This window comes from Sphingomonas sp. LR60, assembly GCF_036855935.1.
Taxonomy (GTDB): Bacteria; Pseudomonadota; Alphaproteobacteria; order Sphingomonadales; family Sphingomonadaceae; genus Sphingomonas.
Genome location: NZ_JASPFK010000001.1, coordinates 2,996,847 through 3,022,417 on the forward strand (window position 1 = coordinate 2,996,847; position 25,571 = coordinate 3,022,417).

Annotated in this window: 26 protein-coding genes and 2 pseudogenes; 16 read left to right on the plus strand and 12 right to left on the minus strand. The window is 67.7% G+C overall.

Annotated elements, in window-relative coordinates; translation table 11 throughout:
* The first annotated feature begins 27 nt into the window (after positions 1-27).
* The 5 genes from QP166_RS14040 (at position 28) to QP166_RS14060 (ending at position 5,943) form a co-directional block, all read left to right on the plus strand.
* Positions 28-2,442 (plus strand): TonB-dependent receptor, encoded by a 2,415-nt coding sequence (locus tag QP166_RS14040; protein WP_333916472.1) that lies wholly within the window; start codon positions 28-30, stop codon positions 2,440-2,442.
* 5 nt (positions 2,443-2,447) lie between these two features.
* Positions 2,448-3,539, plus strand: coding sequence for a glycerophosphodiester phosphodiesterase (locus QP166_RS14045; RefSeq protein WP_333916473.1), 1,092 nt, complete (start codon positions 2,448-2,450; stop codon positions 3,537-3,539).
* A 154-nt stretch (positions 3,540-3,693) separates the two neighbouring features.
* On the plus strand, positions 3,694-4,056 hold the full coding sequence (locus QP166_RS14050; protein ID WP_333916474.1) for a DUF6481 family protein: 363 nt from the start codon (positions 3,694-3,696) through the stop codon (positions 4,054-4,056).
* Positions 4,053-4,724, plus strand: coding sequence for a spermidine synthase (locus QP166_RS14055; RefSeq protein ID WP_333916475.1), 672 nt, complete (start codon positions 4,053-4,055; stop codon positions 4,722-4,724). Before QP166_RS14050 ends, QP166_RS14055 begins: the two co-directional genes overlap by 4 nt.
* A 244-nt stretch (positions 4,725-4,968) precedes the next feature.
* A complete protein-coding gene (locus QP166_RS14060; RefSeq protein ID WP_333916476.1) occupies positions 4,969-5,943 on the plus strand; it encodes a cation diffusion facilitator family transporter in 975 nt (324 codons plus the stop codon).
* Between the two features lie 270 nt (positions 5,944-6,213).
* Here QP166_RS14060 and QP166_RS14065 read toward each other — a convergent pair whose 3' ends face one another.
* From QP166_RS14065 to QP166_RS14110, 10 genes and pseudogenes are all read right to left on the minus strand, one after another.
* A complete protein-coding gene (locus tag QP166_RS14065) occupies positions 6,214-7,749 on the minus strand; it encodes a prolyl oligopeptidase family serine peptidase (RefSeq protein WP_333916477.1) in 1,536 nt (511 codons plus the stop codon).
* Positions 7,641-8,297: a hypothetical protein gene (locus QP166_RS14070; RefSeq protein ID WP_333916478.1), complete on the minus strand. Its 657-nt coding sequence runs from the start codon at positions 8,295-8,297 to the stop codon at positions 7,641-7,643. The genes QP166_RS14065 and QP166_RS14070 overlap by 109 nt, the downstream gene beginning before the upstream one ends.
* A 53-nt stretch (positions 8,298-8,350) precedes the next feature.
* Positions 8,351-8,773, minus strand: a complete 423-nt coding sequence (locus QP166_RS14075) for a hypothetical protein (protein ID WP_333916479.1) — start codon at positions 8,771-8,773, stop codon at positions 8,351-8,353.
* A 269-nt stretch (positions 8,774-9,042) separates the two neighbouring features.
* Entirely contained in the window at positions 9,043-10,041 is a 999-nt protein-coding gene (gene nadA, locus QP166_RS14080) for a quinolinate synthase NadA (RefSeq protein WP_333916480.1), read from the minus strand.
* Between the two features lie 342 nt (positions 10,042-10,383).
* On the minus strand, positions 10,384-11,091 hold the full coding sequence (locus QP166_RS14085; protein WP_333916481.1) for a DUF4230 domain-containing protein: 708 nt from the start codon (positions 11,089-11,091) through the stop codon (positions 10,384-10,386).
* A pseudogene (locus tag QP166_RS14090) lies at positions 11,076-11,932 on the minus strand (MBL fold metallo-hydrolase). Before QP166_RS14090 ends, QP166_RS14085 begins: the two are co-directional and overlap by 16 nt.
* A gap of 117 nt (positions 11,933-12,049) precedes the next feature.
* The gene (locus QP166_RS14095) at positions 12,050-12,238 is read right to left on the minus strand and encodes a hypothetical protein (RefSeq protein WP_333916482.1); all 189 of its coding nucleotides are present in this window, start codon (positions 12,236-12,238) and stop codon (positions 12,050-12,052) included.
* A gap of 167 nt (positions 12,239-12,405) precedes the next feature.
* Positions 12,406-13,677: a M56 family metallopeptidase gene (locus QP166_RS14100; RefSeq protein WP_333916483.1), complete on the minus strand. Its 1,272-nt coding sequence runs from the start codon at positions 13,675-13,677 to the stop codon at positions 12,406-12,408.
* A complete protein-coding gene (locus QP166_RS14105) occupies positions 13,674-14,042 on the minus strand; it encodes a BlaI/MecI/CopY family transcriptional regulator (RefSeq protein ID WP_333916484.1) in 369 nt (122 codons plus the stop codon). Before QP166_RS14105 ends, QP166_RS14100 begins: the two co-directional genes overlap by 4 nt.
* Positions 14,043-14,138: 96 nt before the next feature.
* Positions 14,139-15,799: pseudogene (locus tag QP166_RS14110) on the minus strand (thiamine pyrophosphate-binding protein).
* 185 nt (positions 15,800-15,984) lie between these two features.
* On the opposite strand from QP166_RS14110, the gene QP166_RS14115 reads away from it, so the two are divergent.
* The 11 genes from QP166_RS14115 to grxD all read left to right on the plus strand — a co-directional run bounded on the left by QP166_RS14115 (position 15,985) and on the right by grxD (position 23,577).
* Positions 15,985-16,698, plus strand: coding sequence for a CoA transferase subunit A (locus QP166_RS14115; RefSeq protein WP_333917351.1), 714 nt, complete (start codon positions 15,985-15,987; stop codon positions 16,696-16,698).
* Positions 16,695-17,642, plus strand: a complete 948-nt coding sequence (locus QP166_RS14120) for an HAD family acid phosphatase (RefSeq protein ID WP_333916485.1) — start codon at positions 16,695-16,697, stop codon at positions 17,640-17,642. The genes QP166_RS14115 and QP166_RS14120 overlap by 4 nt, the downstream gene beginning before the upstream one ends.
* A complete protein-coding gene (locus tag QP166_RS14125; RefSeq protein ID WP_333916486.1) occupies positions 17,639-17,953 on the plus strand; it encodes a DUF5076 domain-containing protein in 315 nt (104 codons plus the stop codon). The genes QP166_RS14120 and QP166_RS14125 overlap by 4 nt, the downstream gene beginning before the upstream one ends.
* A complete protein-coding gene (locus tag QP166_RS14130) occupies positions 17,953-18,618 on the plus strand; it encodes a 3-oxoacid CoA-transferase subunit B (protein ID WP_333916487.1) in 666 nt (221 codons plus the stop codon). Before QP166_RS14125 ends, QP166_RS14130 begins: the two co-directional genes overlap by 1 nt.
* 5 nt (positions 18,619-18,623) lie before the next feature.
* The gene (locus QP166_RS14135) at positions 18,624-19,316 is read left to right on the plus strand and encodes a glutathione S-transferase family protein (protein ID WP_333916488.1); all 693 of its coding nucleotides are present in this window, start codon (positions 18,624-18,626) and stop codon (positions 19,314-19,316) included.
* 114 nt (positions 19,317-19,430) lie between these two features.
* Positions 19,431-20,861 carry a 3-isopropylmalate dehydratase large subunit gene (gene leuC, locus QP166_RS14140; protein ID WP_333916489.1) on the plus strand — a complete coding sequence of 477 codons (1,431 nt, stop codon included), beginning with the start codon at positions 19,431-19,433 and terminating at the stop codon, positions 20,859-20,861.
* 123 nt (positions 20,862-20,984) lie between these two features.
* A complete protein-coding gene (leuD, locus tag QP166_RS14145; RefSeq protein WP_333916490.1) occupies positions 20,985-21,614 on the plus strand; it encodes a 3-isopropylmalate dehydratase small subunit in 630 nt (209 codons plus the stop codon).
* Positions 21,577-22,578: an NADPH:quinone oxidoreductase family protein gene (locus QP166_RS14150; RefSeq protein WP_333916491.1), complete on the plus strand. Its 1,002-nt coding sequence runs from the start codon at positions 21,577-21,579 to the stop codon at positions 22,576-22,578. Before leuD ends, QP166_RS14150 begins: the two co-directional genes overlap by 38 nt.
* Before the next feature lie 61 nt (positions 22,579-22,639).
* Positions 22,640-22,963, plus strand: coding sequence for a DUF1476 domain-containing protein (locus tag QP166_RS14155; protein WP_333916492.1), 324 nt, complete (start codon positions 22,640-22,642; stop codon positions 22,961-22,963).
* Between the two features lie 5 nt (positions 22,964-22,968).
* A complete protein-coding gene (locus tag QP166_RS14160; RefSeq protein WP_333916493.1) occupies positions 22,969-23,202 on the plus strand; it encodes a BolA family protein in 234 nt (77 codons plus the stop codon).
* Positions 23,203-23,238: 36 nt separating this feature from the next.
* Positions 23,239-23,577 carry a Grx4 family monothiol glutaredoxin gene (gene grxD / locus QP166_RS14165; protein WP_333916494.1) on the plus strand — a complete coding sequence of 113 codons (339 nt, stop codon included), beginning with the start codon at positions 23,239-23,241 and terminating at the stop codon, positions 23,575-23,577.
* A gap of 524 nt (positions 23,578-24,101) precedes the next feature.
* Here grxD and QP166_RS14170 read toward each other — a convergent pair.
* Both QP166_RS14170 and thiS read right to left on the minus strand, forming a co-directional pair.
* A complete protein-coding gene (locus QP166_RS14170; protein ID WP_184040035.1) occupies positions 24,102-24,284 on the minus strand; it encodes a CsbD family protein in 183 nt (60 codons plus the stop codon).
* Between the two features lie 83 nt (positions 24,285-24,367).
* Positions 24,368-25,402: a sulfur carrier protein ThiS gene (thiS, locus tag QP166_RS14175; protein ID WP_333916495.1), complete on the minus strand. Its 1,035-nt coding sequence runs from the start codon at positions 25,400-25,402 to the stop codon at positions 24,368-24,370.
* Positions 25,403-25,571 lie beyond the last annotated feature (169 nt).

Genomic DNA, 25,571 nt, shown 5'->3' on the forward strand with positions numbered 1-25,571 from the left:
TCCCTGCTCTCTCGAAAGTCCTGTAAGATGCGTCATTTCCTGACTGCGGGCGTCGCCCCGCTCGCCCTGATCGTCGCGGCGCCCGCGCTGGCGCAGAGCGTCACACCGCCGACCGACGACACCGCACCGGCCGACCCGGCGGGTGACGACATCATCGTCACCGGCACCGCCACCCGCGCCGTTGCGCAGATCACCAATGTCGAGATCCAGAAGGTGCTACCCGGCATCAGCCCGCTCAAGGCGCTTCAGACGCTGCCCGGCGTCACCTATCTGACCGCCGATCCGTGGGGCAATAACGAGCAGAACATCTCGCTGTTCGTCCACGGCTTCAACGCGCAGCAGCTCGGCTACACGCTCGACGGCGTTCCGCTCGGCGATCAGCAATACGGCAATTACAACGGCCTGAGCCCGCAGCGTGCGACGATCTCGGAGAATGTCGGCCGCGTCGTGCTCGCCTCGGGTGCGGGCGATCTCGGCACCGCGTCCACCAGCAATCTCGGCGGCACGATCGACACCTTCACCAGCGATCCCAAGCCGACCTTCGGCATCAGCGCCGCGCAGACCGTCGGCAGCTACGAGGCGACGCGCAGCTACGTCCGCCTCGACAGCGGCGACATCGGCCAGAACACGCGCTTCTACATCTCGGGCGTGCGCCAGCGCGCACGCGCCTGGGACTTCGAGGGCTATCAGAAGGGCTGGCAGGCCAATGCCAAGCTGGTCCACGACGATTCGATCGGCAAGCTGACCGCATACTTCGCTTATTCCGACAAGGCCGAGCCGAACGAAGACGCGACCGTCGTCTCCGCGACCCAGACCTATCAGCCCTATATCCGCCCGTTCCTCTACCCGAACTTCGCCGGGATGCAGGCATATCTCGCCAATCAGCTGCCGTACAACAACGCCGCCAGCTATGCGGCGTCGGGGGCGAACTACAGCAATTACTACAGTGCCGCGTTGCGCACCGACTATCTCGGCTACCTCAAGTACGACTGGAACGTCACCGACCGCGTGACCTTCTCCAACCAGGCGTATTTCCACCACAATGACGGCGTCGGCATCGTCGCCGGCCCGATCACCGTCGCCGGGCTGCCGCAGCTCTTCTCCTTCTATTACCCCGGCGTCGCGGGCAGCAGCCCGACCTCGGCCGCCAACCTCGCGCGGCTGTCGACGATCTTCGGCGGCTCCGGGCTCGCAACCCGCACCACCGAATATCGCATCGACCGCGTCGGCGGCATCTCGACGTTGCGCGCCGAACTCGGCAACCACACGATCGAGCTGGGCGGCTGGTACGAGCATCAAAGCTCCGCCGCCTATCGCCGCTGGTACGCGCTCGACGTCAACGATCCGTCCTCGCCCTATGAGCGCCCGCTCGACCTCGCCAACCCGCTCATCACGCAATATGGCAGCGAGATCCGCGTGACCGAGATCCAGGCGCACATTCAGGACGCGTGGAAGATCCTCCCCACGCTCACGCTCCAGGCCGGCTTCAAGAGCACCTTCCAGCATGCACGCCAGCGCGTGCCGGTGCAGCCGATCCCGGGTTCGTTCACCGGCTCGCGCGAGTTGCCGGTCGGGCGGATCGGCACCGACGAATGGTTCCTGCCGCAGGTCGGCGTGCTGTGGGACGCGACCGACCACGAACAGGTCTTCGTCAACGCGCAGAAGAACATCCGCCAGTTCCAGACCAGCGCCGCCGCCGGCCTCTCGCCGTTCGCGCTCGGCAGCCAGACGTTGTTCGAGTTCTTCAAGGACAATACCAAGCCGGAAACAAGCTGGACCTATGAAGCCGGCATCCGCACCCGCCGCCCGCTCGATCTCGGCCCGCTGACCGGGTTCGAGGGCCAGATCAGTTACTATCACGTCGACTTCTCGAACCGGCTGCTCGCGATCAGCCCGACCACGACGATCACCGCGATCATCAGCGGCGCGCCGATCATCGCCAACGTCGGCAGCGTGAAGACCGACGGCGTCGATGCGGCGGCGACGCTGCGCTTCGGCGACCGCTTCTCGCTCTACAATGCGTTGTCGTACAACAACTCGCGCTACGCCGATAATTATACGGTCGGCGCCGCGCAGACCGTCGTGCCGACCGCCGGCAAGAAGGTCCCCGGCTCGCCCGACTGGCTCAACAAGACGGTGGCGACGCTCAGCGGCGAAGGGGTGGAGCTGCAGCTGATCGGCGACTATATCGGTCGTCGCTATGCCACGTTCACGAACGATCTGAAGGTGCCCGGCTATTTCACCCTTTCGGGTCGGATCGGCTTCGACATGCCGCTGTCGGGCGAGGGCCTGGCCAAGAAGCTGAACGTCAGCCTCAACGTGACGAACATCACCGACAAGCGGGCCTATTCGACGATCAGCGTCGGCGCGGCATCGGGGACGTACAATTTCTTCCCGCTCGCGCCGCGTCAGGCGTTCGTCACGCTCAGCGCGGGGTTCTGAGTGTGATGACGCGCCGCGCCGCGCTCGGCTCCGCGATCGCGCTGGGGGTGGCCTCCACCGCCGGCGCGGCGCCCTCCGCAAAGAAGCCGCTGGTGTTCGCGCACCGCGGCGCATCGGCGTTGCGCCCCGAACACACGCTTGGCGCCTATGCCAAGGCGATTGCGGACGGCGCGGACTTCATCGAGCCCGACCTCGTTTCGACGAAGGACGGCGTGCTGGTCGCGCGGCACGAGAACAACATCGTCGAGACGACCGATGTCGCCGATCACCCCGAATTCGCGTCGCGCCGCACCACGAAGACGATCGACGGCGAGCCGCAGACCGGCTGGTTTACCGAGGATTTCACGCTCGCCGAGCTGAAGACGTTGCGGGCGAAGGAGCGGCTCGGCGCGATCCGCCCCGAAAGCCGCAGCTATGACGGCCAGTTCCAGGTCGTGACGCTCGACGAGGTGATCGACTTCGCCGCGGCCGAGGCGGCGGCGCGCGGGCGGACGATCGGGCTGGTGCCCGAGCTGAAACATTCGACCTATTTCGCGGGCGTCGGCCTGCCCGTCGAGGACCGCTTCCTCGCCGTGCTCGCCGCACATGCCTATACCCGTCGCGCGCCGGTGCAGTTGCAGTCGTTCGAGGTCGCGAACCTGCGCTACGTCCGCGGCAAGCTGCCGAAGGGCGGCAACCTTCGGCTCGTCCAGCTCATCGGCGATCCTTCGCAAAAGCCCGCCGATGTCGCCAAGGCAGGCGGCGCGCTCGATTACCGCACGATGGTGTCGCCCGCCGGGCTGCGCGAGATGGCGCGTTACGCCGATATCGTCGCGCCGAACACGCGGATGCTGATCCCGCTCGCCGCCGACGGGCGGCTCGGCACGCCGACCACTTTGGTCGCGGACGCACATGCTGCCGGCCTCGAAGTGTGCCCGTGGACCTTCCGCCCCGAGAACCGCTTCCTCGCCGCCGACTTCCGCAGCACCGCCGGGCCGGACGCGCGCCATGACGCCGGATCGGTGGCCGAGATGCGCCGCTATATCGCGCTCGGCGTCGACTCGTTCTTCACCGACGATCCGGCGCTCGGACGGCTGGCGGTAGACGGCGCCCGATAAAGCGGTTGCGCAAATGCCACAGCGCTCGTATATTCGGATGCGGTTGGTGTAGCCTTTCGCTTCATCGGCTTTCCCGACGGCTCCGCAGCGATGCGGGGCCGTTGTGCTTTTCGCCGTTTCCGGCGTTGTCGTTCCCCAAGGAGAATTTCGCAGCATGGCAGGTTACAAGGCCCCTGACTTCAACCAGCGCGCCGCCGCCGCCCGCGACGCCAAGGCGCGCGCCCTCGAGGCGTTGAAGAACAAGGCCGCCCCCGATCCTGCAGAGGTCGCCGCCCGTCTCGCCGCCCGCGAGGCCAAGGAAGCTGCCGAGGCGGAGAAGCGCGAAGAGCGCAAGGCCGCGATCGCCGCCGAAAAGGCCGCCAAGGAAGAGGCGCGCGCGCAGACCGCTGCCGAGGAAGCCGCTGCCGCGGAGGCCGCCGCCGCCGCCAAGCGCCCACCGGTCATGCCGACCGCGGCCGAGATGAAGGCGGCACGCGACGCCCGCTACGCCGCACGCAAGGCCCGCCAGAAGAAGTGATCCGCCCCGAACTGGTCGGCGTGGCGGAGGTGCCGGATGGCCCGCCGCTCCGGCTGTTCCGGCGTGGCGCCGACTTCATGATCGTGCTCGAGCGCAACGAGCTGATGAGCACGCGGATGAGCGGCTCGGAAGTCGCGCTCGGCACGATGACGTGCGACCGGCTCGAGGATCGTTCCGCGCCGCACCTCCTGATCGGCGGCTATGGCATGGGCTTCACTTTGCGCGCCGTGCTCGGCCGGCTGGAGGCGGATGCGCAGGTCACGGTCGCCGAACTGGTGCCCGGCATCATCGAATGGGCACGCGGGCCGATGGCGGCGTTGACCGACGGCTGTCTCGACGATCCACGGGTCACGCTCGAGATGGGCGATGTCGGCGCGGCGATCGTCACGGGCGGCGGACGCTATGACGCGATCCTGCTCGACGTCGACAACGGCCCGGACGGGCTGACTCGCCCCGGCAATGACGGCCTCTATGGCCCACGCGGGCTGGCTGCGGCCCGCACCGCCTTGCGGCCCGGCGGCGTCCTGGCGGTCTGGTCGGCAGCACCCGATCCGCGCTTCGCCCGCCGCTTCGCCGACAGCGGCTTCGCGGTCGACGAGGTCAAGGTGCGCGCACGCGAAAACGGCAAGGGCGCGACCCACGTCATCTGGTTCGGCACCCGGCGCTGACGCCCATCCGTCCCCCGGACCTGATCCGGGACCCCGCTTCTACACGCAAGCCCTGAAGCCAAGCGTCACCCCGGCGAAGGCCGTGGCCCAGTTGGGGAACGCTGGTGAGAAACGTCGCGCGTCGTTTCACTGGCGTTCCCAACCGGGCCCGGGCCTTCGCCGGGGTGACAGAAGGAGATAGTCAAAGCGGGTGGATCAGCGCTAACCGCTGTCGCCCGCCCCAGCCTGATGGTAGAGGCTGCGCATGGGTCACGGGCACCACCATCACCACCACGGTCACGATCACGGGCAAGGGCACGGGCACGGGCACGACCACGATCACGGCCATTCCCATGCACATGCCACTCCGCCCGAGCGCTGGGATCATGTGTTCGCGATCGGGATCGCGCTCAACCTCATCTATGTCGTCGCTGAAGGCGTAGCCGGGTGGATGTTCGACTCGGTCGCGCTGCTCGCCGACGCCGGACACAATCTCTCCGACGTGCTCGGGCTGGCGGTGGCGTGGGGCGGCGCGGCGCTGGCGCGGACTGCACCGTCGAAGCGCTTCACTTATGGGCTGAAGGGGTCGACGATCCTCGCCGCGCTCGTCAATGCGCTGCTGCTGCTGGTTGCGATCGGCGCGATCGCATGGGAGGCGGTGCATCGCTTCGGGTCGGCGCCGGTCGTCCCGGGGCTCACCGTATCCGCCGTCGCCGCGCTGGGAATCGTCGTCAACGCGATCACCGCCTGGTTGTTCGCGCGCGGACGCAAGGGCGACGTCAACGTCCGCGGCGCCTATCTCCACATGCTCGCCGATGCGCTGGTCTCTGCCGGGGTGGTCGCCGCTGGCGTCGTCATCTGGCTGACCGGCGCGGCGTGGATCGACCCGCTGGTCAGCCTCGTCATCGCGGTGGTGATCTTCTGGCAGACCTGGGGACTTCTTCGCGAAACCGTGGAGATGTCGCTGTCGGCGGTGCCGCGCGGGATCGACTATGACCGGGTCAAGGAAGCGCTCGCGACGCTGCCCGGCGTGGAGACGATCCACGACCTCCACATCTGGCCAATGTCGACTACCGAACCGAGCCTCACCGCGCATCTGCGCATCCCGGCCGGGCATCCGGGCGATGCGTTCCTCGAGGACGTGCAGGCGATGCTGCACGAACGCTTCGGAATCGGCCATACGACGGTACAGATCGAGACCGGGACAGCCTGCGCACTCGCCGATGAGCGCACCGTTTAGGGCCCGTACTCGATCGCAACAAGGATCGTGATCGCCCGTGGAAGGCCGCCCACGAGAAGTGCAGCGCAGTCGGGTAGCGGAGCTACCCGCAAGCAAGCGACGACGCTGGGCGGCCTTCCACGGGCGACCGCTCCGCGGCGGGCGGCTTTTGGCGCCATGCGGCGTCACGCGTCGGTCACGATGCTTGGGCATCGCTCCCTCCGTGCTCCTAGCCTGGCGCCAAAATCCGCTCCGTCACGACCTTGTTGCGATCGAACACGGGCCCTAAGGCTATTTTCGCATCAACTCCCGTCCCAGGAACGCATTCAGCAGCGCCGCGCGGCGCGCATCTTCGGCGTGATCGGCCCCGACCGAATGCCCACCCTCCAGATATTCGTGGAAGTAAACGGTGTTCCCGTTCTGCTTCAGCAACGCCGCCAGCTTGCGCGCATGGCCGGGATGCACCCGGTCATCCTTGGTCGAAAGGTAAAAGAATACAGGAGGATAGCGAACGCCTGACTTCACGTTCTGATACGGTGAATAGCGGCGGATGAACGCCCAATCGGCAGGCTTGTCGGGATCGCCATATTCGTCGATCCACGACGCCCCCGCGGACAGATGCGAATACCGTTGCATATCCTCCAACGGCGACCCCGCAATCACCGCGCCATACAGGTCGGGACGCTGCTGCATGGCCACGCCGACCAGCAACCCGCCGTTCGAACGTCCTGAAATCCCGATCTTTCCTTTGTTCGACACGCCGGTACGGACCAGATCGTCGCCGACCGCATGAAGATCGTCGAACACGTTCTGGCGCTTCTCGCGGAGCCCCGCCTGATGCCAGCGCGGCCCATATTCGCCGCCGCCGCGCAGGTTGGCGAGCACATAGGCACCGCCCTGCTCGACCCAGAACAGCGCCAGCGGCCCGGCGCGATACGGCTGCTCGGTGAGATAGGTCGGCGTCTGCGCGGCCCGGAAGCCACCATAAGCGTGGATCAGCGCCGGCGCGGGAGCCGTCGCGCCCTTCTTGGTGACGAGGAAATACGGCACGCGCGTCCCGTCCCGCGAGGTCGCAAAGCGCTGAACCACCTGATATTTCGTCGCGTCGAACCGCGCCGGAAGCGCCTGCACCGCGCGCGGGGCTACGCCCGGGCGCACCGCGTAGAGCGTCGGTGGGGTGAGCATCCCCTCTACCGTCACGAACGCCTCGTCACTCTTGCCGGTCGTCGCGCCGAGGTGAAGCGTGCTGTTGCCCGGCAGCGCGACCGGAGTCTGCGTCCAGCGCCCGTCCGCCTGTCGACGCAGCGCGAGCAGCCGCCCCGACACGTCGTCGAGCAATTTGACCCACAACACATTGTCGCTGGCCGAAACTTCCTCGATCGCCTGCGTCGCGCCCGGCGCCATGACCAGCTCGCCCTTGGGACGACGGCCGGCGATAATGTCGGGGAGCGACCAGGCGACCAGAGCGCCGGCCGGGAAGCCGTCCGCGGGCTTGTTCAGTTTCGCGATCGCACGTCCGCCGATCACGTCGGTGACATCGGCGCCCTTGGGCAGCCCCAGCGGGACGAACCTGCCATCGGCCGCCTGCACGAGCAGTTCGCGTTCGAAGAAGGTGTGCCCGACGCTGACCATCGGCCAGCGGCGGTCGGCGTCGACGAACGCCGCCGTGCCGACCTGCACCGCGCTGGCGGGGGATTCGTGGACAATGGTCGCTGCGGCTAACGGCGTGCCACGCTTCCACAATTTCGCGATGCGCGGATAGCCCGAATTGGTGAGCGCCCCCGCCCCCAATCGGTCGCGACCAGCAAGGTGTCGCGGTCGACCCACACAACGTCGCTCTTCGCCTCGGGCAATACGAAGCCATCGTCGACGAAGCGGCTGGTGGTCAGATCGAACTCGCGGACGACCTGCGCGTCGGTCCCGCCGGGGCTGAGTCGAACGAGGCAGCGCGTGTAGTCGGGCTCGAGGCAGCTCGCGCCGTGCCAGACCCAGCTCTTGCCCTCCGCCTTGCCGAGCGCGTCGACGTCGATCAGCGTGCGCCATTGCGGGCGGCCGGCCCGATAGTCGGCGAGCGTCGCGACCCGCCACAGCCCGCGCGGATTCTTCGCGTCGCGCCAGAGGTTTGTGACACGGTCACCGAGCACTGTGTCGACGTCGGCAATTTGCGCCTCGTCATCGAGGATCGCCTTGGCACGGGCGCGATCCTGTTCGTAGCGCGGGCTTTTGGTGAGTTGTGCCTCGGTCTCGGCATTCCATGCCTTGACCTGCTGAAGCGCGCGGGAGCCTTCGATGTCCTCCAGCCAGCGGTAGGGGTCGGCGGCAGGGGCGGCGGCGAGGACGATTGGGGCGAGCGCGAGCGGGATCAGGCGGTGCATGGCGATATGGTAACCTTTGCCACGATCGAGCGGAAGGGGCGCATGGGTCAGCGTCAGAAGAACTGCTCCAGCCAGCCGGCGGTCGCATCGCTGAGTCCGACGATCTTGTCGGTCGCTTGGCGGTAGAGCTTGAAATCCAGCTCGAATTGCGGCGCATCTTCAGGCCCTTCGCGCCAGGGGCGCAGCTCGCGTCGCCCGCAGGGGCGCGTCGCCACGCCGTCCACGCGGATCGTGACCGAGACGCGTGGGGTCTGTCGCGGTGCGTCGGTGCGGGGCGTGACCACCGCAGCGGCGACGATCCCGCGCGCGACCAACCCTCGCCCGCCATGCGTCTCGCTGGCGAAGAGGAAGATACGGTCGCCGGGGGTGATCGTCTTGCCGCCGTACATCGTCTTCTGTGCCGCGAATGTTACCGTGTTGGCGACGGGATCATCGATCGCGGCCTTGAGGGCGAAACGGGAGAATTGGCGCGGCATCAGCGGGTTGCGCCGGGGGTCACCGGTATCTTGGGACGCGGATGTTTGCGAAGTGCGCGCAAAACGGCCATCGAGATGGTGGCAGGAGGCGGGAGCGATGGCGTCACGCCGCTCAGTCTAGCTGAGGGTGCGGGGTGTAGGACAGCGATGGCTGTCCTTTATGCGTATGCGGCGTTGTGGCGCTTCAACGCGCTGCCTGAGAAGAAGCGGGATCCCGGGTCGAGCCCGGGATGACGAGGGTTGGGGCGAGCGCCTTGCCCGTCGCGTCGTCAGTCGCCGGTCACCTTCGCGGGGCCGAGATCGCCCTGCCCGACCGTCGTGCTCGCCATCTCCAGCATCGCGTCCAGGCTCTTCTTGGCCTGCAAGCGCAGCCCCTCGTCCATCTCGATCCGCGGGGTCAGGTCGCGCAGCGCAACGTAGAGCTTTTCCAATGTATTGAGCGCCATGTACGGACAGATGTTGCAGTTGCAATTGCCGTCCGCGCCCGGCGCGCCGATGAAGGTCTTGCCCGGGAGCGCCTTTTCCATCTGGTGGATGATGTGCGGCTCGGTCGCGACGATCAGCGTGTCGCCCGGCATGGCGATCGCATAATCGAGGATGCCGCGCGTCGAGCCGACATAATCGGCGTGATCGAGGATCACCGCCGGGCATTCCGGATGCGCGGCGATCGGCGCGGTCGGATGCTGCGCGCGCAGCTTGAGCAGCTCGGTCTCGCTGAACGCCTCGTGGACGATGCACACGCCCGGCCACAGGATCAGGTCGCGCCCGGTCTTACGCGCGAGATAGCCGCCGAGATTGCGGTCGGGGCCGAAGATGATCTTCTGCTCGGGCGGGATCTTGGCGAGGATCGTCTCGGCCGAGGACGAGGTGACGATCACGTCGCTGAGCGCCTTCACCGCCGCCGAGCAATTGATGTAGGTGAGCGCTATCGCATCGGGGTGCTGCGCGCGGAAAGCGGCGAATTGCTCGGGCGGGCAGCTATCCTCGAGGCTGCACCCGGCGTCCATGTCGGGGAGGATCACGGTCTTGTGCGGCGAGAGGATCTTGGCGGTCTCGGCCATGAAGCGCACGCCGCAAAAGGCGATGACGTCGGCGTCGGTCGCCTGCGCCTTGCGGCTGAGGTCGAGGCTGTCGCCGACGAAATCCGCGAGGTCCTGGATCTCGGGCTTCTGATAGTAATGCGCGAGGATCACGGCGTTGCGCTCCTTGCGGAGGCGGTCGATCTCGGCGCGCAGGTCGAGACCCGTCAGGTTCGTCGGCTGTTCCATGTTTGCGCAGATGGCCCGTGCCGGGGGCGCAATCAAGCGAATCAGTGTGGGTGAGTGAAGCGCGCCAATCACGGACCCGTTCGCGCTGAGCTTGTCGAAGTGCGTGTTACGAGCGCTTCGCTTGGCGCACGTGCTTCGACAAGCTCAGCACGAACGGCGGTTGGGCATTCGACAAGCTCGGCCAGAGCGAGGGTGGGACCGGCTCAGGCCCAACAATCGGCTGTCATCCCCGCGAAGGCGGGGATCCAGACGCGCAGGTCCTCGCAAGGCTCGCACCGTCAGAGGTTCTGGATTCCCGCCTTCGCGGGAATAACGGACAGGTGGCGACGCGAACGCTCGCTGCTACCGCGCGTTGCCGAGTACTTCTTCGAGCGAGCGCGTAAGGTCCCATTGGTCGCGGTTGTCGGGGCGCGACTCACCGGCGAAACGCACCTCGACGTTGACGGGCAGGTTGGCCGCCTCCAGCGTCCCCTCGAACAGCCTTTCGAGTGCCGTGCGGGCGTTCTCGCGTGCCTTGCGCATGTTCTCGGGCTCGCGCGCCTTGGCCGCCACCACGTCGGTGGCCTTGGCGGAGACCTTCTTCTGCAACTCGGCCATTGCGCCGCGTGGCGGGAGGACGCCGGTGGTGGTGTCGATCGTCACGCGGCTCTCGTCGATGTTCGGCGCGCCGACCGTCACGTCGGGCACCTCGACCAGCAAGCGGCGGCGGCGCTCGTCATAGCGGAAGTCACGCGGGCGCAGCGACCCGAGCGGGACGAAATAGTCGACGTCATACGGCGCCTTGATGACGCGGACATATTTCAGCCAGCCCCACATCCGTGTTGCCGAGGCGGTCGACTGGACGGTGCCCGACAGGTGACTGACGCGCAATTCGTTGCTGCCGTACAAGCGCCCGGCGACCACGCGCGCGACCGCGACGCCGCTTGCATCGGTGGCGACCGTGTATTTCTCGGTGAAATAGCGATAGCCGACGAAGGTCGCAACGAGGATCGCCGTGGCGATAGCCAGCGACACCAGCAGCTTGCCGAGCCCGGTCAGATGCTCCGCCATGCGTCCCCTTCCTCCACCACCAGCCCGCGCCGCGCGAGATCGATCAGATGCGCGAGCACCGAGCGCGACGCCGCGCCGAGCAGCCGCGCGTCGAGCCCGACGTACATGCGTGCGACCATCGCGGCGATCGGCTGCGGCCGCTCGCGGAGCAGGCGCAGGATCTGACCCTCGCGCTGCTTGCGGTGGCCGAGCATCCCGCGCACCAGCCGCTGCGGGCGATCGACCGCATCGCCATGGCCGGGGTAATAGACCCGCTCGTCTCGCAGCAGCAGCTTTTCGAGGCTCGCCATGTAATCGCCCATGTCGCCGTCCGGGGGCGAGACGACGCTGGTTGCCCAGCCCATGACATGATCGCCCGAGAAGAGCGCGTTGGTTTCGGGGAGCGCGAAGGCGAGATGGTTGGCGGTGTGACCGGGGGTGGCGATGGCCTGAAGCGTCCAGCCGTCGCCTGCGACCTGCTCGCCATCCGCCAGCACGCGATCGGGGGCATAATTGGCATCGAAGGCGGCGTCGGCCTGCTCGCCCGCGTCGCGCACCACCAGCGGCGCGCAGCCGATAACCGAGGCACCGGTCTCGGCGGCAAGGCGCCGCGCGGCGGGGAGTGGTCGCGATGGTGATGGGTGATCAGGATCGCGCGGACCCGGCGGCCGGCGATCGTGCGGAGCAAGGCGGCGTGGTGCGCGTCGTCGGCCGGGCCGGGGTCGATGATCGCGAGGTCGCGGGTGCCGACGAGATGGGTCTGGGTGCCGGTGTAGGTATAGGCCGAGGCATTTGGGGCAAGGACGCGCGTCACCAGCGGTTCCAGCGTCACGGCCACGCCGGTGGGGAGGTCGTCTGCCATCTGAGCTGCACATGGCGGCGGTGCGCGGTGGGTGCAAGGGTTGTGGGGTTCTCGCCCTCCCGCTTCGTCATTGCGAGCGTGGCGACGCTCGCAATGACGGAAGAACCATCAGCGTCGTCAGTCGCGCTCGGCGATACGGCGGCGCATGGTGGCGAGTTCGTGGTCGAGCGAGGCGAGCGCGTCGGTGCGCTGCGCGTCGGTGAGGTCGCGGTTGATCGCCAGCCCGGCGCGGGTGCTCTCCAGACCGGCCAGGGCGGCTTGCAGCGAGTGGCGGCGCAGATTGTCCGAGTCGAGCCGGACCCGCATCGCATCCGTCTGCGCCGCGTGACGCGCCGCCCAGGCGGCCTGACGCTGGATACGGGCCGAGTCGAAGGCCGCTCTGCGCTGAATCTGTGCGGTTTGGCGTTGCAGGCGCGCGGCGTCGACCGAGGCCAGCCGGGCGGCGTTGCGCCCCAGTTCGGCAGCCCGCGCGTTCAGTTCGGCGACGTCGGCATCGCCCGGCGCCGGCGGGACGGGGGCACGGGCGGCATGGGCGGATACGGCGCGGGGGGCGCAGGCGGTGCCGGGGGCGTCTGCGCGGGGTGCGCGGCGAGGTAACGGTCGGCCTCCTCGCCCGTGTAAGTGGTGGTGCGGCCGTCGGTCGTCACGGTGACGATCGTGTCGTGGCCCTTATGCTGCTGGACGGCGATGTGACGGGTTCCAGGCGCGGTGGCCATGGCCGGCATCGGTGGCATCGGCGGCACTTCCGGAACCTCGGGCATCTCCGGCATCTCTGGCATTTCCGGCATCGTCATCTCGATCCCCGTCGCATCCTCCATCCCGGCACGAACGCGCTCGGCAGCCTGGGTGCCCGACGCGGTGAAGGCGAGGCCGCCGATCGCCAGCGCCATGATCGCCATGCTGCCGGTCGCCGTCTGCATACGGGTGGCCTTGTTCTTGCCGAGCATCTTCAATCTCCCCTTGAGATCCTTGACGGTGTTGAGGTGGCAGGCCGGCGACACCGCGCGGCCGTATGCGGCCTTGACGATCGCGCAGCCATAAGCGTGGCGCGCCGTGCCGCCGGTGCGGGCGAGGACGCGCGCGTCGTTCGCCATTTCCTGATCGGCGCGGAACTTGCGGAAGGCGATCCAGGCCAGCGGGTTGAACCAGTGAAGCGCGAGCACCGCCAGCGCGACCCAATTGGCGACGAGGTCGCCGCGTGCGTGGTGGCCCAGCTCGTGTTCGAGCGCGAGCGCACGCTCCTCGGGATCGAAGCGCGCCGCAAAATCGCGCGGGAAGGCGACGACGCGGTCGAAGACGCCGAAGGCGAGCGGGCCGTCGGTGGCGGCGCTCTGCACGACGGTTACCGAGCCGACGCGATCGACCGCGATGCCGAGCCGCAGCACGTTATAGCGGAAGCGCAAATAGCCGACCGCCTGCCACGCGAGCAGCAGCGCCGCGCCGCCGAGCCACAGCCCCAGCGCGATCAGCGGCCAGCCGAGCGCAGAATTGGTCGTTTCGACCGGGAGGGTCGCGACCGGATGCCCCAGCGAGATGGTCATCGGCTCCAGCGCGGGCAGCACCGGCAGCGCCTCGCCGCGCCAACCCTCGGGCAGCGGCGGCATCACCATCCGCAGCGCGGGCAGCGCCCAGAGTGCGTAGGCGACACGCGCGCCGAACGCGTTGCGGACCGGTCCGCGCAGGACCATGACGGCCAGCATCAGCAGCGCCGACGCCAGCATCGCCTCGATCGCCCAGCCGATCATTGCTTGAGCGCCTTGAGCAAGGCTTCGATCTCGCTGATGTCCTGATCGCTGAGCGCATCACGCTCGGCGAGGTGCGCGACCAACGGGGTCAGCCGGCCGCCGAACAGCCGGTCGATCAGCCGATCGGACTCACGCGCGACATATTCGTCGCGGCGCACCGCAGGGCTGTAGAGATAACGACGGCCATCGACCTCGTGGCGGACGGCTTCCTTGCCGAGCAATCTACCGAGCAAGGTCTTGACGGTGGCGGCGCTCCAACCGCGCTCCGGGTCCACCCGCTCGGCCACGTCCTGCGCGGTGAGCGGGCTTTCGTCCCACAGCACCTCCATGACCGCATGTTCGGCATCGCTGATCCGTTCGACCACGACTCGCTCCCTCGCCACATCCTTCGACTACAGCTGTAATCGTATCGATTACGGTTGTAGTCAATAGCGGTCGATAGGGGTTGGTCGGGTTATTCCTTACAGCGGGCGGTGCCGCTGTTTGATCGCGGTCAGCGTCGTCGCGGGGGTGATCTGTTCGATGTCGGTCAGGCAATGGAGCAGCCGCACGCCCGACGCCGTCCGCAGTCGGTCCAGCGCGGGGGCGAAGTCGGCGGTCCGTTCGATCGTCTCGGCGGTCGCGCCATAGGCGCGGGCGAGTGCGGTGAAATCGGGGTTGTGGAGCCGGGTCGCGGCGGGGCGATCGGGGTATTCGCGCTCCTGGTGCATCCGGATCGTGCCATAGGTGCCGTTGTCGACGACGATGACGAGCAGGTCGGCGCCATGCTGGACCGCGGTCGCGAGTTCCTGCCCGTTCATCAGGAAGTCGCCGTCGCCCGCCACCGCGACGACGCTGCGCCCCGGCCGTCGCAACGACGCGGCAACCGCAGCGGGCAGGCCATAGCCCATCGCTCCGGCGGTCGGTGCGAGCTGCGTTCCCGGCCCGGCATAGGGCCAGTAACGATGCCACCAGCCCGAGAAATTGCCGGCGCCGTTGCAGATGATCGTGTCGGCGGGCAACGCGTCGCGCATCGCCGCGACGCACGGGCCGAGATCGAGCGCGACGCCGTCGCGCGGCTGCGGCGCCGTCCATGCCTCGTAATCGCGGCGCGCTTCGGCGGCGTGCGGGTGCGCGCCGCCATCGAGCGGGACCAGCGCCTCGGCGAACTCCGCCATGCCGGCGCAGATCGCGAGGTCGGTGGCGTAGACGCGGTGCAGCTCCTGCGAGATCGGGGTGGACGTGCACCAGCCGCTGACCGGGGTGGTCGGGGGTGACGAGCGCATAGCCGTCGGTGGTCGCCTCGCCGAGCCGTGCGCCGACGACCAGCAACAGATCGGCATCGCGGACGCGTGCGACCAGCGCTGGGTTCGGGCCGTAGCCGAGATTGCCGGCATAGGCCGGGCAGTCGTTGGCGATCGCGTCCTGTCGGCGGAAGGCGGCGGCGACCGGCACGCCCGCGCGCGTCGCCCAATCGGCGAAGGCGTTGGCTGCGGCAGTGTCCCACCCCGCCCCGCCGACGATCGCGAGCGGTCGTTCGGCGGTCGCGAGCAAGTCGCGCAACCGGTCGAGCGTGTCGGCGTCGACGTCCTGCGCCACCCGGTCGATGCGCGCGCGATCGGCCGCCTCGACCGCGTCGAGCAGCATGTCCTCGGGCAGCGCGAGCACCACCGGGCCCGGCCGCCCGCTGACCGCGGTGGCATAGGCGCGTGCGACATATTCGGGGATGCGGCGCGCATCGTCGATCCGCGCCGCCCATTTGCACAAAGGCGCGAACATCGCGGCGAAGTCGATCTCCTGAAACGCCTCGCGGTCGCGGGTGCCGCGATCGACGTCGCCGATGAACAGGATCATCGGCTGCGAGATCCTGATGCGCGACATGGACGCCGATCGCCGCATTGGTCGCCCCCGGACCGCGCGTCACGAAGGCGATGCCGGGCCGGTGCGTCAGCGTGCCGTCGGCGCAGGCCATGAACGCCGCCCCGCCCTCCTGCCGACACGTCACCACCTCGATCGAAGGCGTATCGTGGAGCGCGTCGAGTACCGCGAGGAAACTCTCCCCCGGCACGGTGAACACGCGGTCGCAGCCTTGTGCGACGAGCTGGTCGACCAGAATACGGCCGCCGGTTCTGAGGCTTGTCATGGGCGCGCAGCCTATCGTGTGGCGGAGGGGCCGCAAGAGGCTTGTGGTCGGAGGTTCATCCTCCCCCTGCAGGGAGGATGAGGGTTGTCGTTGCCTTCGCGGTGTCGCTCGCTAAGGAGCGAGGGTGTGCGACACGGGGCACCGTGGACGCGCGCGATCTGGGGCCGGACGGGAGTGTGCAAGCCGTGGTCAACAAGGTGTACGACGATGCGGCCGCCGCGCTGGACGGGCTGCTGTTCGACGGAATGACGATCTGCGCGGGCGGGTTCGGGCTGTGCGGCATACCCGAGCGGTTGATCGACGCGATCCGCGACGCTGGCACCAAGGACCTGACGATCGCGAGCAACAATGCCGGGATCGACGGCGAAGGGCTCGGCAAGCTGCTTCGCACGCGACAGGTCAAGAAGATGATCTCCTCCTACGTCGGCGAGAACAAGGAATTCGAGCGACAATTCCTGTCCGGCGAGCTGGAGGTGGAATTCTGTCCGCAAGGCACGCTGGCCGAGCGCTGCCGCGCGGGCGGCGCGGGCATCCCCGGCTTCTACACCAAGACCGGCGTCGGCACGCAGGTGGCCGAGGGCAAGGAAGTGAAGCTGTTCGACGGAGAGGAATATATTCTCGAACGCGGCATCCGCGCCGATCTGTCGATCATCAAGGGCTGGAAGGCCGACGAGAGCGGCAATCTGATCTTCCGCAAGACCGCACGCAACTTCAACCAGCCGATGGCGACAGCGGGCAAGGTCTGCGTCGCCGAGGTCGAGGAAGTGCTGCCGGTCGGTGCGCTCGACCCCGATCACATCCACCTGCCCGGCATCTATGTGAAGCGGATGATCGTCGGCAGCCCGTACGAAAAGAAGATCGAATTTCGCACCACCCGCCCACGCGTGCAAGCGGCGTGAAGCGCGCGAGCGTCCTGCTGGCGCTCGCCGCGACGCTCGGCGGATGCGCGGCGCAGCGGCAGGTGCTGCTCGGACGGCCCAGCCCGCCACCCCTCGCAGTCGATCCGCCCGCCCCGCCGGGCGTGCCGCCCGCGATGGCGTGGCTCTATGGCTCGGGCGAGGCGGCGGCTTTGTCCGAACAGGCGTATAATGGCATGGTCCGCTACGTTCGCGACGTGTTGACCGCGGCGCGCGACCGGCGCGGGCGGCTGCCGTCGCAGCGGCCCGCGGGCACGTTGCCGCGCTGGCCGGCGTCGGTGGTGCTCGCGCCTTGGGCGACCGCGGCGAGCGCAGATACGGTGCCGTGCGGCACGCTGCCGCCCGCGGTGGTGCTCGACATGGACGAAACCGCGGTGCTCAACCTCGGCTATGAATATGACGATGCGCAAGCCCCGCGCGGCTTCGACCAGAAACGCTGGGAACGCTGGGAGAAGGGCGGCGCGACGCGCGTGGCCGCGGTGCCGGGCGCGGTGGCGGCGTTCCACGCATTGCGCGCGATGGGCGTGACGATGGTCATCAACACCAACCGCTCCGCCAGCAATGCCGAGGCGACCGCAAAGGCGCTGGCGAACGCCGGACTCGGCGACTTCCGCCACGGCGAGACGCTGTTCCTGAAGGGCGATGCCGACGGCAAGTCGGGCAAGGACGGGCGGCGTTCGGCGATCGCGGCGAAATATTGCGTCGTCGCGCTGGCGGGCGACCAGCTCGGCGACTTCGCGGATTTGTTCAACCCGCCCGGCCCTGCCCCGGCGGTCGGGCGGCGGATGCTGACCGCGGTCGCGCCGATCGAGGCGCGCTGGGGCAATGGCTGGTTCGTCTTGCCCAACCCGGTCTACGGCACCGGGCTCGGCAGCGGTTGGGACGAGACCTTCCCGGCCGACAAACGCTGGAAGGACGTGCCATGACCGACGAACCCACGGGCGCGATCGCGCTGGAGAACGGCGACGTGCTGACCGACCGTTCGGCGGAGGTCGCGCGGATCTGGGTTACCGATGGCGCGGGCGCGTCGGTGTGGATCAACGCGGGCGTGCTGGGCGATGCCCACGTCTTCGGCTATTTGATGGCCGATACCGTGCGCCACGCCGCACGCGCCTATGCCGGCACCTATGGCATGACCGAGGACGAGGCGTTGCAGACGATCGTCGCCGGGCTGAGCGAGCAATTGCGCGAGCAGGCCACCGAGATCACCACCATCCAGAACGGGAGCCTGAATTGATGTCGCAGGAAGCGAAAGGCCCAGACGCGAAGGGCTGGGATCGCAACGGCATGGCGGCGCGCGCCGCGCGCGAGCTGAAGGACGGTTATTACGTCAATCTCGGCATCGGCATCCCGACGTTGGTCGCGAACAACATTCCGGCGGGGATGACGGTGACGCTCCAGTCCGAGAACGGGATGCTGGGGATCGGGCCGTTCCCCTATGACGACGAGGTCGACCCCGACCTGATCAACGCCGGCAAGCAGACGATCAGCGAGCTGCCCTCCTCCGCCTATTTCGGCAGCGAGCAGAGCTTCGCGATGATCCGCGGCGGGCATATCGACCTGACCGTGCTCGGCGCGATGGAAGTGTCGGAGGGCGGCGACATCGCCAACTGGATGATCCCCGGCAAGATGATCAAGGGGATGGGCGGCGCGATGGATCTGGTCGCCGGCGTCAAGAAGATCATCGTCGTGATGGAGCATGTCTCCAAGGACGGCAGCCCGAAGTTCCTGCCGGCCTGTTCGTTACCGCTGACGGGCAAGAACGTCGTCGACATGATCGTCACCGATCTGGCGGTGTTCCAGCGCCCGGACCATGACGCACCGTTCCGGCTGGTCGAGCTGGCGCCCGGCGTGACCGCCGACGAGGTCGCGGCAAAGACGGCGGCGCGGTACGAGGTGTAAAGCCGGTGGCCTACACGCTCATCACCGCCAACCGTAACTATTCGAGCTGGTCGCTGCGCCCGTGGCTGCTGATGACGACGCTCGGCATCGCGTTCGAGGATCGCATCGAACCGTTCGTGTCGATGGACAATTATGCCGCGTTCCGCGCCTTCTCGCCGACGGGGCAGGTGCCGGTGCTGATCGATGGCGAGAAGACCGTTTGGGACTCGCTCGGCATCGCGCTGTATCTCGGCGAGCGGCATGACGGCCTGTGGCCGACCGACCCGACAGCGCGCGCCTGGGCGATGTGCGCCGCGACCGAGATGCACGGCGGCTTCGCCGCGCTCCGCAACGAGCGGACGATGACGGTCGGACAGCGCGTGACGCCGCACGATACCTCGCCGCGACTCGCGCGTGACGTCGCGCGACTGGCGGAGCTTTGGGAAGAAGGCTTGTCGCGGTTCGGCGGGCCGTTCCTGGCCGGCGCGTCGTTCAGCGCGGTCGACGCCTTCTTCGCACCGGTGGCGTTCCGGGTGCGCACCTATGACATCGACGTCGGCGAGGCGGGCGCACGCTGGGTGGCGTGGATGCTGGAACAACCGGCGATGCGCGCGTGGGAAGCTGCCGCCTTGGCAGAGACGTTCCGCGAAGCCTCGCATGAGGCGGAGGTCACCGCGGTCGGCGTAGTGACGGAGGATCATCGCGCATTGCCCTCGTAAGAGCTTGAAAAGGCGGCGCCCCACGCCGTCAAGCCGCCCCGGGCAGCTTTCCCACGCCATTTTGTTACGCGTGAACTTGGACCCGCGATGCTTTTCGGTTAACAGCCGCGGATCATGTCCTCCGCTCCCCGCACATTGTACGAGAAGGTCTGGGACGCTCACGTGGTCGAGCGTCGCGACGATGGCTCCTGCCTGATCTACATCGACCGTCACCTCGTCCATGAGGTGACCAGCCCACAGGCGTTCGAGGGGCTGCGCGCCGCCGGGCGGCGAGTGCGGCGGCCCGACCTGACGTTGGCGGTGCCGGACCATAATCTGCCGACCACCGCGCGGGTCGATGCGAACGGCCATGAACTGCCGATCGCCGACCGCGAAAGCGCGGCGCAGCTCGGCGCGCTGCGGCACAATGTCGCCGAGTTTGGCGTGCCCTATATCGACGCTTTGTCGGCCAAGCAGGGCATCGTCCATGTCGTCGGACCCGAGCAGGGCTTCACGCTGCCGGGCACGACGATGGTGTGCGGCGACAGCCACACCTCGGCGCACGGGGCGCTGGGCGCGCTGGCGTTCGGGATCGGCACCAGCGAGGTCGAGCATGTGCTCGCGACGCAGACACTGATCCTGTCGCCGTCAAAGACGATGGAAGTGCGCGTCGACGGCACGCTCGGCTTCGGCGTCAGCGCCAAGGACGTCGTGCTGGCGATCATCGGCAAGATCGGTGCGGCGGGCGGGACCGGATATGTCATCGAATTCACCGGCGAGGTGATCCGCAATCTCTCGGTCGAGGGACGCCTGACGGTCGCCAATATGTCGATCGAGGGCGGCGCACGCGCGGGCATGATCGCGCCCGACGAGACGACCTTCGCCTATCTCAAGGGGCGGCCGCTCGCGCCGCAGGGTGCGGACTGGGACAAGGCCGTCGCGTGGTGGCGGACGCTGCCGAGCGACGCAGGCGCGCGCTACGACAAGAGCGTGGTGCTGAACGCCGCCGAGATCGCGCCGTCGCTGACCTGGGGCACCAGCCCCGAGGATGTCGTGCCGATCACCGGCTTCGTCCCCGCCCCCGACAGCTTCGCCGATCCGTCGAAGCGCGAGGCGGCGCAGAAGTCGCTCGACTACATGGGGCTGACGCCGGGAATGCGGATGCAGGACGTGCCGGTCCAGCATGTCTTCATCGGCAGCTGCACCAACAGCCGGATCGAGGATCTGCGCGCCGCCGCCGGGGTGGCGAGCGGGCGGCACGTCGCCGATGGCGTGCGCGCAATGGTCGTGCCCGGCTCCGGACTGGTGAAGCGGCAGGCGGAGGCCGAGGGGCTGGACCGGATCTTCACCGAAGCGGGCTTCGAATGGCGCGAGCCGGGCTGCTCGATGTGTCTGGCGATGAACCCCGACAAGGTGCCGCCGGGCGAGCGCTGCGCCTCGACCAGCAACAGAAATTTCGTGGGACGTCAGGGACCTGGCGCCCGCACCCATTTGTTGTCGCCGGCAATGGCGGCGGCGGCGGCGGTCACTGGCCGGCTCGCCGACGTTCGCGAACTGATGGGTTGAGGATAGGGGACGCGTCATGAAGAAGGTATTCGTTTTCCTGATCGCCGGCTCGGTGCTGAGCGGCGTGGCCGCTTATGCCGCGATCGCGCGCGCCACGATCCCGGCCAGCCGTCCGGCGCGCTGATGGAGCCGGTCACGCGCGTTTCGGGCACCGCTTATCCCTGGGGTGCCAAGAATATCGACACCGACGTCATCATCCCGGCGCATTGGCTGAAGACGATCAAGCGATCGGGGCTGGGCAAGGGCGCGTTCGAGACGGTGCGCGCGCAGCCGGGCAATATCTTCGACGATCCCGCTTACGCCGGCGCGCCGATCCTGATCGCGGGCGATAATTTCGGGTGCGGGTCGAGCCGCGAACATGCCGCCTGGGCGCTGGGTGACATGGGGATCAAGGCAGTGATTGCGCCGAGCTTTTCCGACATCTTCTCGGGCAATGCGTTCAAGAACGGCATCGTCCCCGTCGTGCTGCCGCAAGAAGCGGTCGACCGGCTGATCGAGGTCGCGAAAACCGATCCAGTGACGGTCGATCTGGAGACGATGACCGTCACCACCCCCTATCAGGACCGCTTCCCGTTCGAACTGGACGCCTTTCGCCGCCGCTGCCTGATGGAAGGGCTGGACGAAGTCGGGCTGACGCTGGCAAAGGATACCGCGATTTCGAAATTCGAGGAGCAGCTCGACGACGAGCGGCCCTGGATCAGGAGAGATGCGGCACATGCGGGCTTTGCTGTCGAGGGCGCCGGGCGGACCTGAAACTCTGGAAGTCGGCGAATTGCCCGATCCTTCTGCCGGGCCCGGCGAGGTGGTGGTCGCGATCAAGGCGTGCTCGATCAACTATCCCGACGTGCTGGTGATCGAGGACCGCTACCAGTTCCAACCGCCCCGCCCCTTCGCGCCCGGTGGGGACATCGCCGGCATCGTCGCCGAGATCGGCGCGGGCGTAACGCAATGGCAGGTCGGCGACCGGGTGATGGGTACGGTACTGATGGGCGGACTGGCCGAGCAACGCGCCGTGTCCGCCGACGCGCTCTACCCGCTGCCCGACGGGCGCGGGTTCGAGGAAGGCGCGGCGCTGCTGCTCACCTATGCCACCAGCATCCATGCGCTGGTCGATCGCGGGCGCGTCGCGGCGGGCGATCGCGTGCTGGTGCTCGGAGCAGCCGGCGGGGTCGGGCTTGCGGCGGTCGAGCTGGCCAAGGCGTTCGGCGCGCAGGTGGTCGGCGCGGTGTCGAGCGAGGACAAGGCGCAGGCGGTGCGCGAGGCCGGCGCCGACGACGTGATCGTCTACCCGCACGCACCGTTCGACAAGCCGGCGTCCAAGGCGTTGGCGGAGCGCTTCAAACAGGCCGGCGGATCGAAGGGCTTTCAGGTCATCTACGACGCGGTCGGCGGCGATTATGCCGAGCCGGCGTTACGCGCGATCGGCTGGCAAGGACGCTATCTGGTGGTCGGCTTCCCGGCCGGCATTCCGAAGCTGCCGCTCAACCTGACGCTGCTGAAAAGCTGCGACGTGTGCGGGGTGTTCTGGGGTGCGTTCGCGGGGCGCGAGCCGGCCGCCAATCGCGCCCATATCCTGCACCTGCTCGACTTGTGGGAAGCGGGGCGGATCGCGCCGCGTGTCACCGAGGTGTTTCCGCTCGACCAGGGCGGCGCGGCGATCGCCCGACTGGGCCAGCGCAGCGCGATCGGCAAGCTGGTGGTGCGCGTCGCCGATTGAGCGACATTGAATGTCGGCGGGGCGCGCACTATCCATCGGTGATAGACCGATGGGAGCCAGCATGACCCTTTTCGACGATCGTGAGCGCGCGTTCGAGGCGAAGTTCGCCCGCGACGAGGAGGTGGCGTTCCGGATCACCGCGCGCCGCAACCGGCTGGTCGGGCAATGGGCGGCGCAACTCATGCAGCTGACCCCCGCCGAGACCGACGCTTATGCCAAGGCGGTGGTACAGGCCGATTTCGAGGAAGCCGGCGACGAGGACGTCGTCCGCAAGGTCTATGGCGACCTGACGGCGGCGAACATCGACATCGACGAAGCGGCGGTTCGGCAGGCGCTGACCGATCAAGCCGTCGAGGCGCGTCGCCAGTTGATGCAGCCGGAGTAACGCAGATGCCGATGGAAGGAAGCGACATCGCCGCGCTCATCAAGGCCGGCATCCCGGACGCGGAGGTCGAGATGACAGATCTGGCCGGCGATGGCGATCACTGGTCGGCGCGCGTCGTGGCGGCGTCGTTCGCGGGAATGCCGCGCGTGAAACAGCATCAGGCGGTCTATGCCGCGCTGGGCGGACGGATGGGCGGCGTGCTCCACGCCTTGCAGTTGACGACCGCCGTTCCGAAGTAAGCGCGCACGCACGACCGCATTCGCAAGGAAGACGATATGACCGACGATACCAACGCCCGCATCGATGCGCTGGTGAAGAGCAACCCGGTGGTGCTGTTCATGAAGGGCTCGCCGCTATTCCCGCAATGCGGCTTCTCGAGCCGGGCGATCGCCATCCTCGAGCGGCTGGGCGTGCAGTTCGAAAGCGTCGACGTGCTGCAGGATCAGGCGATCCGGCAGGGCATCAAGGGCTATTCGGACTGGCCGACGATCCCGCAGCTCTATGTCGGCGGCGAATTCGTCGGCGGATCGGACATCATGATGGAAATGTACGAGGCCGGTGAGCTGGGCGAGTTGTTCCAGAAGGCGGGCGCTGCTGCGGCGCCGCAGGGGTAAGGCGCCACGTGCCTCGGCCGGTCGGCTGACCGGTGATGGCGGTGCTGTAGTTTCTCCCGCTCGTGCGATCGGTGCCAATGCTGGCGGTGGCCGGATTGATGTTGGATCGTGACGCGGGCTGCGATGGCGTGTGATCCATTCAAGCGGAAGCGTCACCCCGGCGAAGGCCGGGGCCTAGTTGGGGGACGCTGATGATGTAGGTCGCGGCTCATTTCGTCAGCCTTCCCAACTGGGCCCGGCTTTCGCCGGGGTGGCGATGTGAAACATTTCGAGCCGCGTGGATCGAACTCCACCACCAACTCGTCATTGCGAGCGTAGCGAAGCAATCCAGGGACGGATCAGAACGCCCGGGATTGCTTCGCTACGCTCGCAATGACGAAAATAAATCTCAGTTCCGCCTTCCGTTTTTGCACGTCTCGGCAGAAAGAAGGTGCGAGATCCTAAATCACGTCCGCGATGATGAAGAAAAAGGCCGCTTCGTTCTGCACGAAGCGGCCTCTTCTTAATCTCAGGCGTAGGCCAGATCAGATGTCGTCGCCGAGCGCACCCTTGACCTTGCCCTTGAACTGCTCGCCCTTGCCTTCGGCCTGCTGTGCCTTGCCTTCGGCCGCGAGATTCGGATCACGGTTATGGTCGCCAACGGCTTCCTTAACCTTGCCGATCGCTTCGTTGACATTGCCCTTGATCTTGTCGGTCAGCTCGCCCATCGTCGATCTCCTTACTCGAAACCCTGTGACGACAGAACGGTGCTGCAACGACGCGGTTCCGTAAGGGCGGGACAAACCTTGGTTTAGATCAATCCCGACAACGGGCTGGACGGATCGGCATAGCGGCGCTTGCCCATGCGGCCGGCGCGATAGCTCATCCGCCCGCCCTCGACCGCCGCCTTCATCGCCGCCGCCATCAACACCGGATCCTTCGCCTCGGCGATCGCGGTGTTCATCAAAACACCGTCACAGCCCAGCTCCATCGCCACCGCGGCGTCGCTCGCCTGCCCGACCCCGGCGTCGACCAGCACCGGCACGTTCGCCCCCTCGACGATCAGGCGGATCGTCACCTGGTTCTGAATCCCGAGCCCGGAGCCGATCGGCGCGCCGAGCGGCATGATCGCAACGGCGCCCGCCTCTTCGAGCTGCTTCGACGCAATCGGATCGTCGACGCAATAGACCATCGGCTTGAAGCCCTCGCGCACCAGCACCTCGGTCGCCTTCAGCGTCTCGCGCATGTTCGGATAGAGCGTACGCGCCTCCCCCAGCACCTCCAGCTTGACGAGATCCCAGCCGCCCGCCTCGCGCGCCAGCCGAAGCGTGCGGATCGCGTCCTCGGCGGAGAAACAGCCCGCGGTGTTGGGCAGATAGGTGACCTTCTTGGGGTCGATAAAGTCGGTCAGCATCGGGGCGCTGGGATCGCTGACGTTGACGCGCCGCACCGCGACGGTGACGATCTCCGCGCCGGACGCCGCCACGGCGGCGGCGTTCTGGGCGAAGTCCTTGTACTTCCCGGTGCCGACAATAAGCCGCGAACGGAAGGTGCGGCCTGCGACCGTCCACGTGTCGTCGGTGATCGGCTCACGCTGGTTGCTGCCGGCCTCCACGGCCGGGTGATCGCCGCCGCCGACGAAGTGGACGATCTCCAGTTCGTCGCCGTCCTCGACCACCACCTGCGTCAACGTCGAGCGCGGGACGACCTCGAGGTTGCGCTCGACCGCCACCTTTTCGGGCACCAGCCCGAGCGACTCCGCCAACTCGGAAAGGGTGATCCCGGCGGTCACGCGCTTGTGCTCGCCGTTCACGGAAATGGTGATGGTGCCGTCAGTATGTGCCATAGGGTTCATCTAGGGCCTGCACTCAGTCGCAACAAGGATCGTGATCGCCCGTGTAAGGCCGCCCACGAGGAGTGCAGCGCAGCCGGGTAGCGGAGCTACCCGCAAGCGAACGACGACGCTGGGCGGCCTTCCACGGGCGACCGCGAAGCGGCGGGCGGATTTCGGCGCC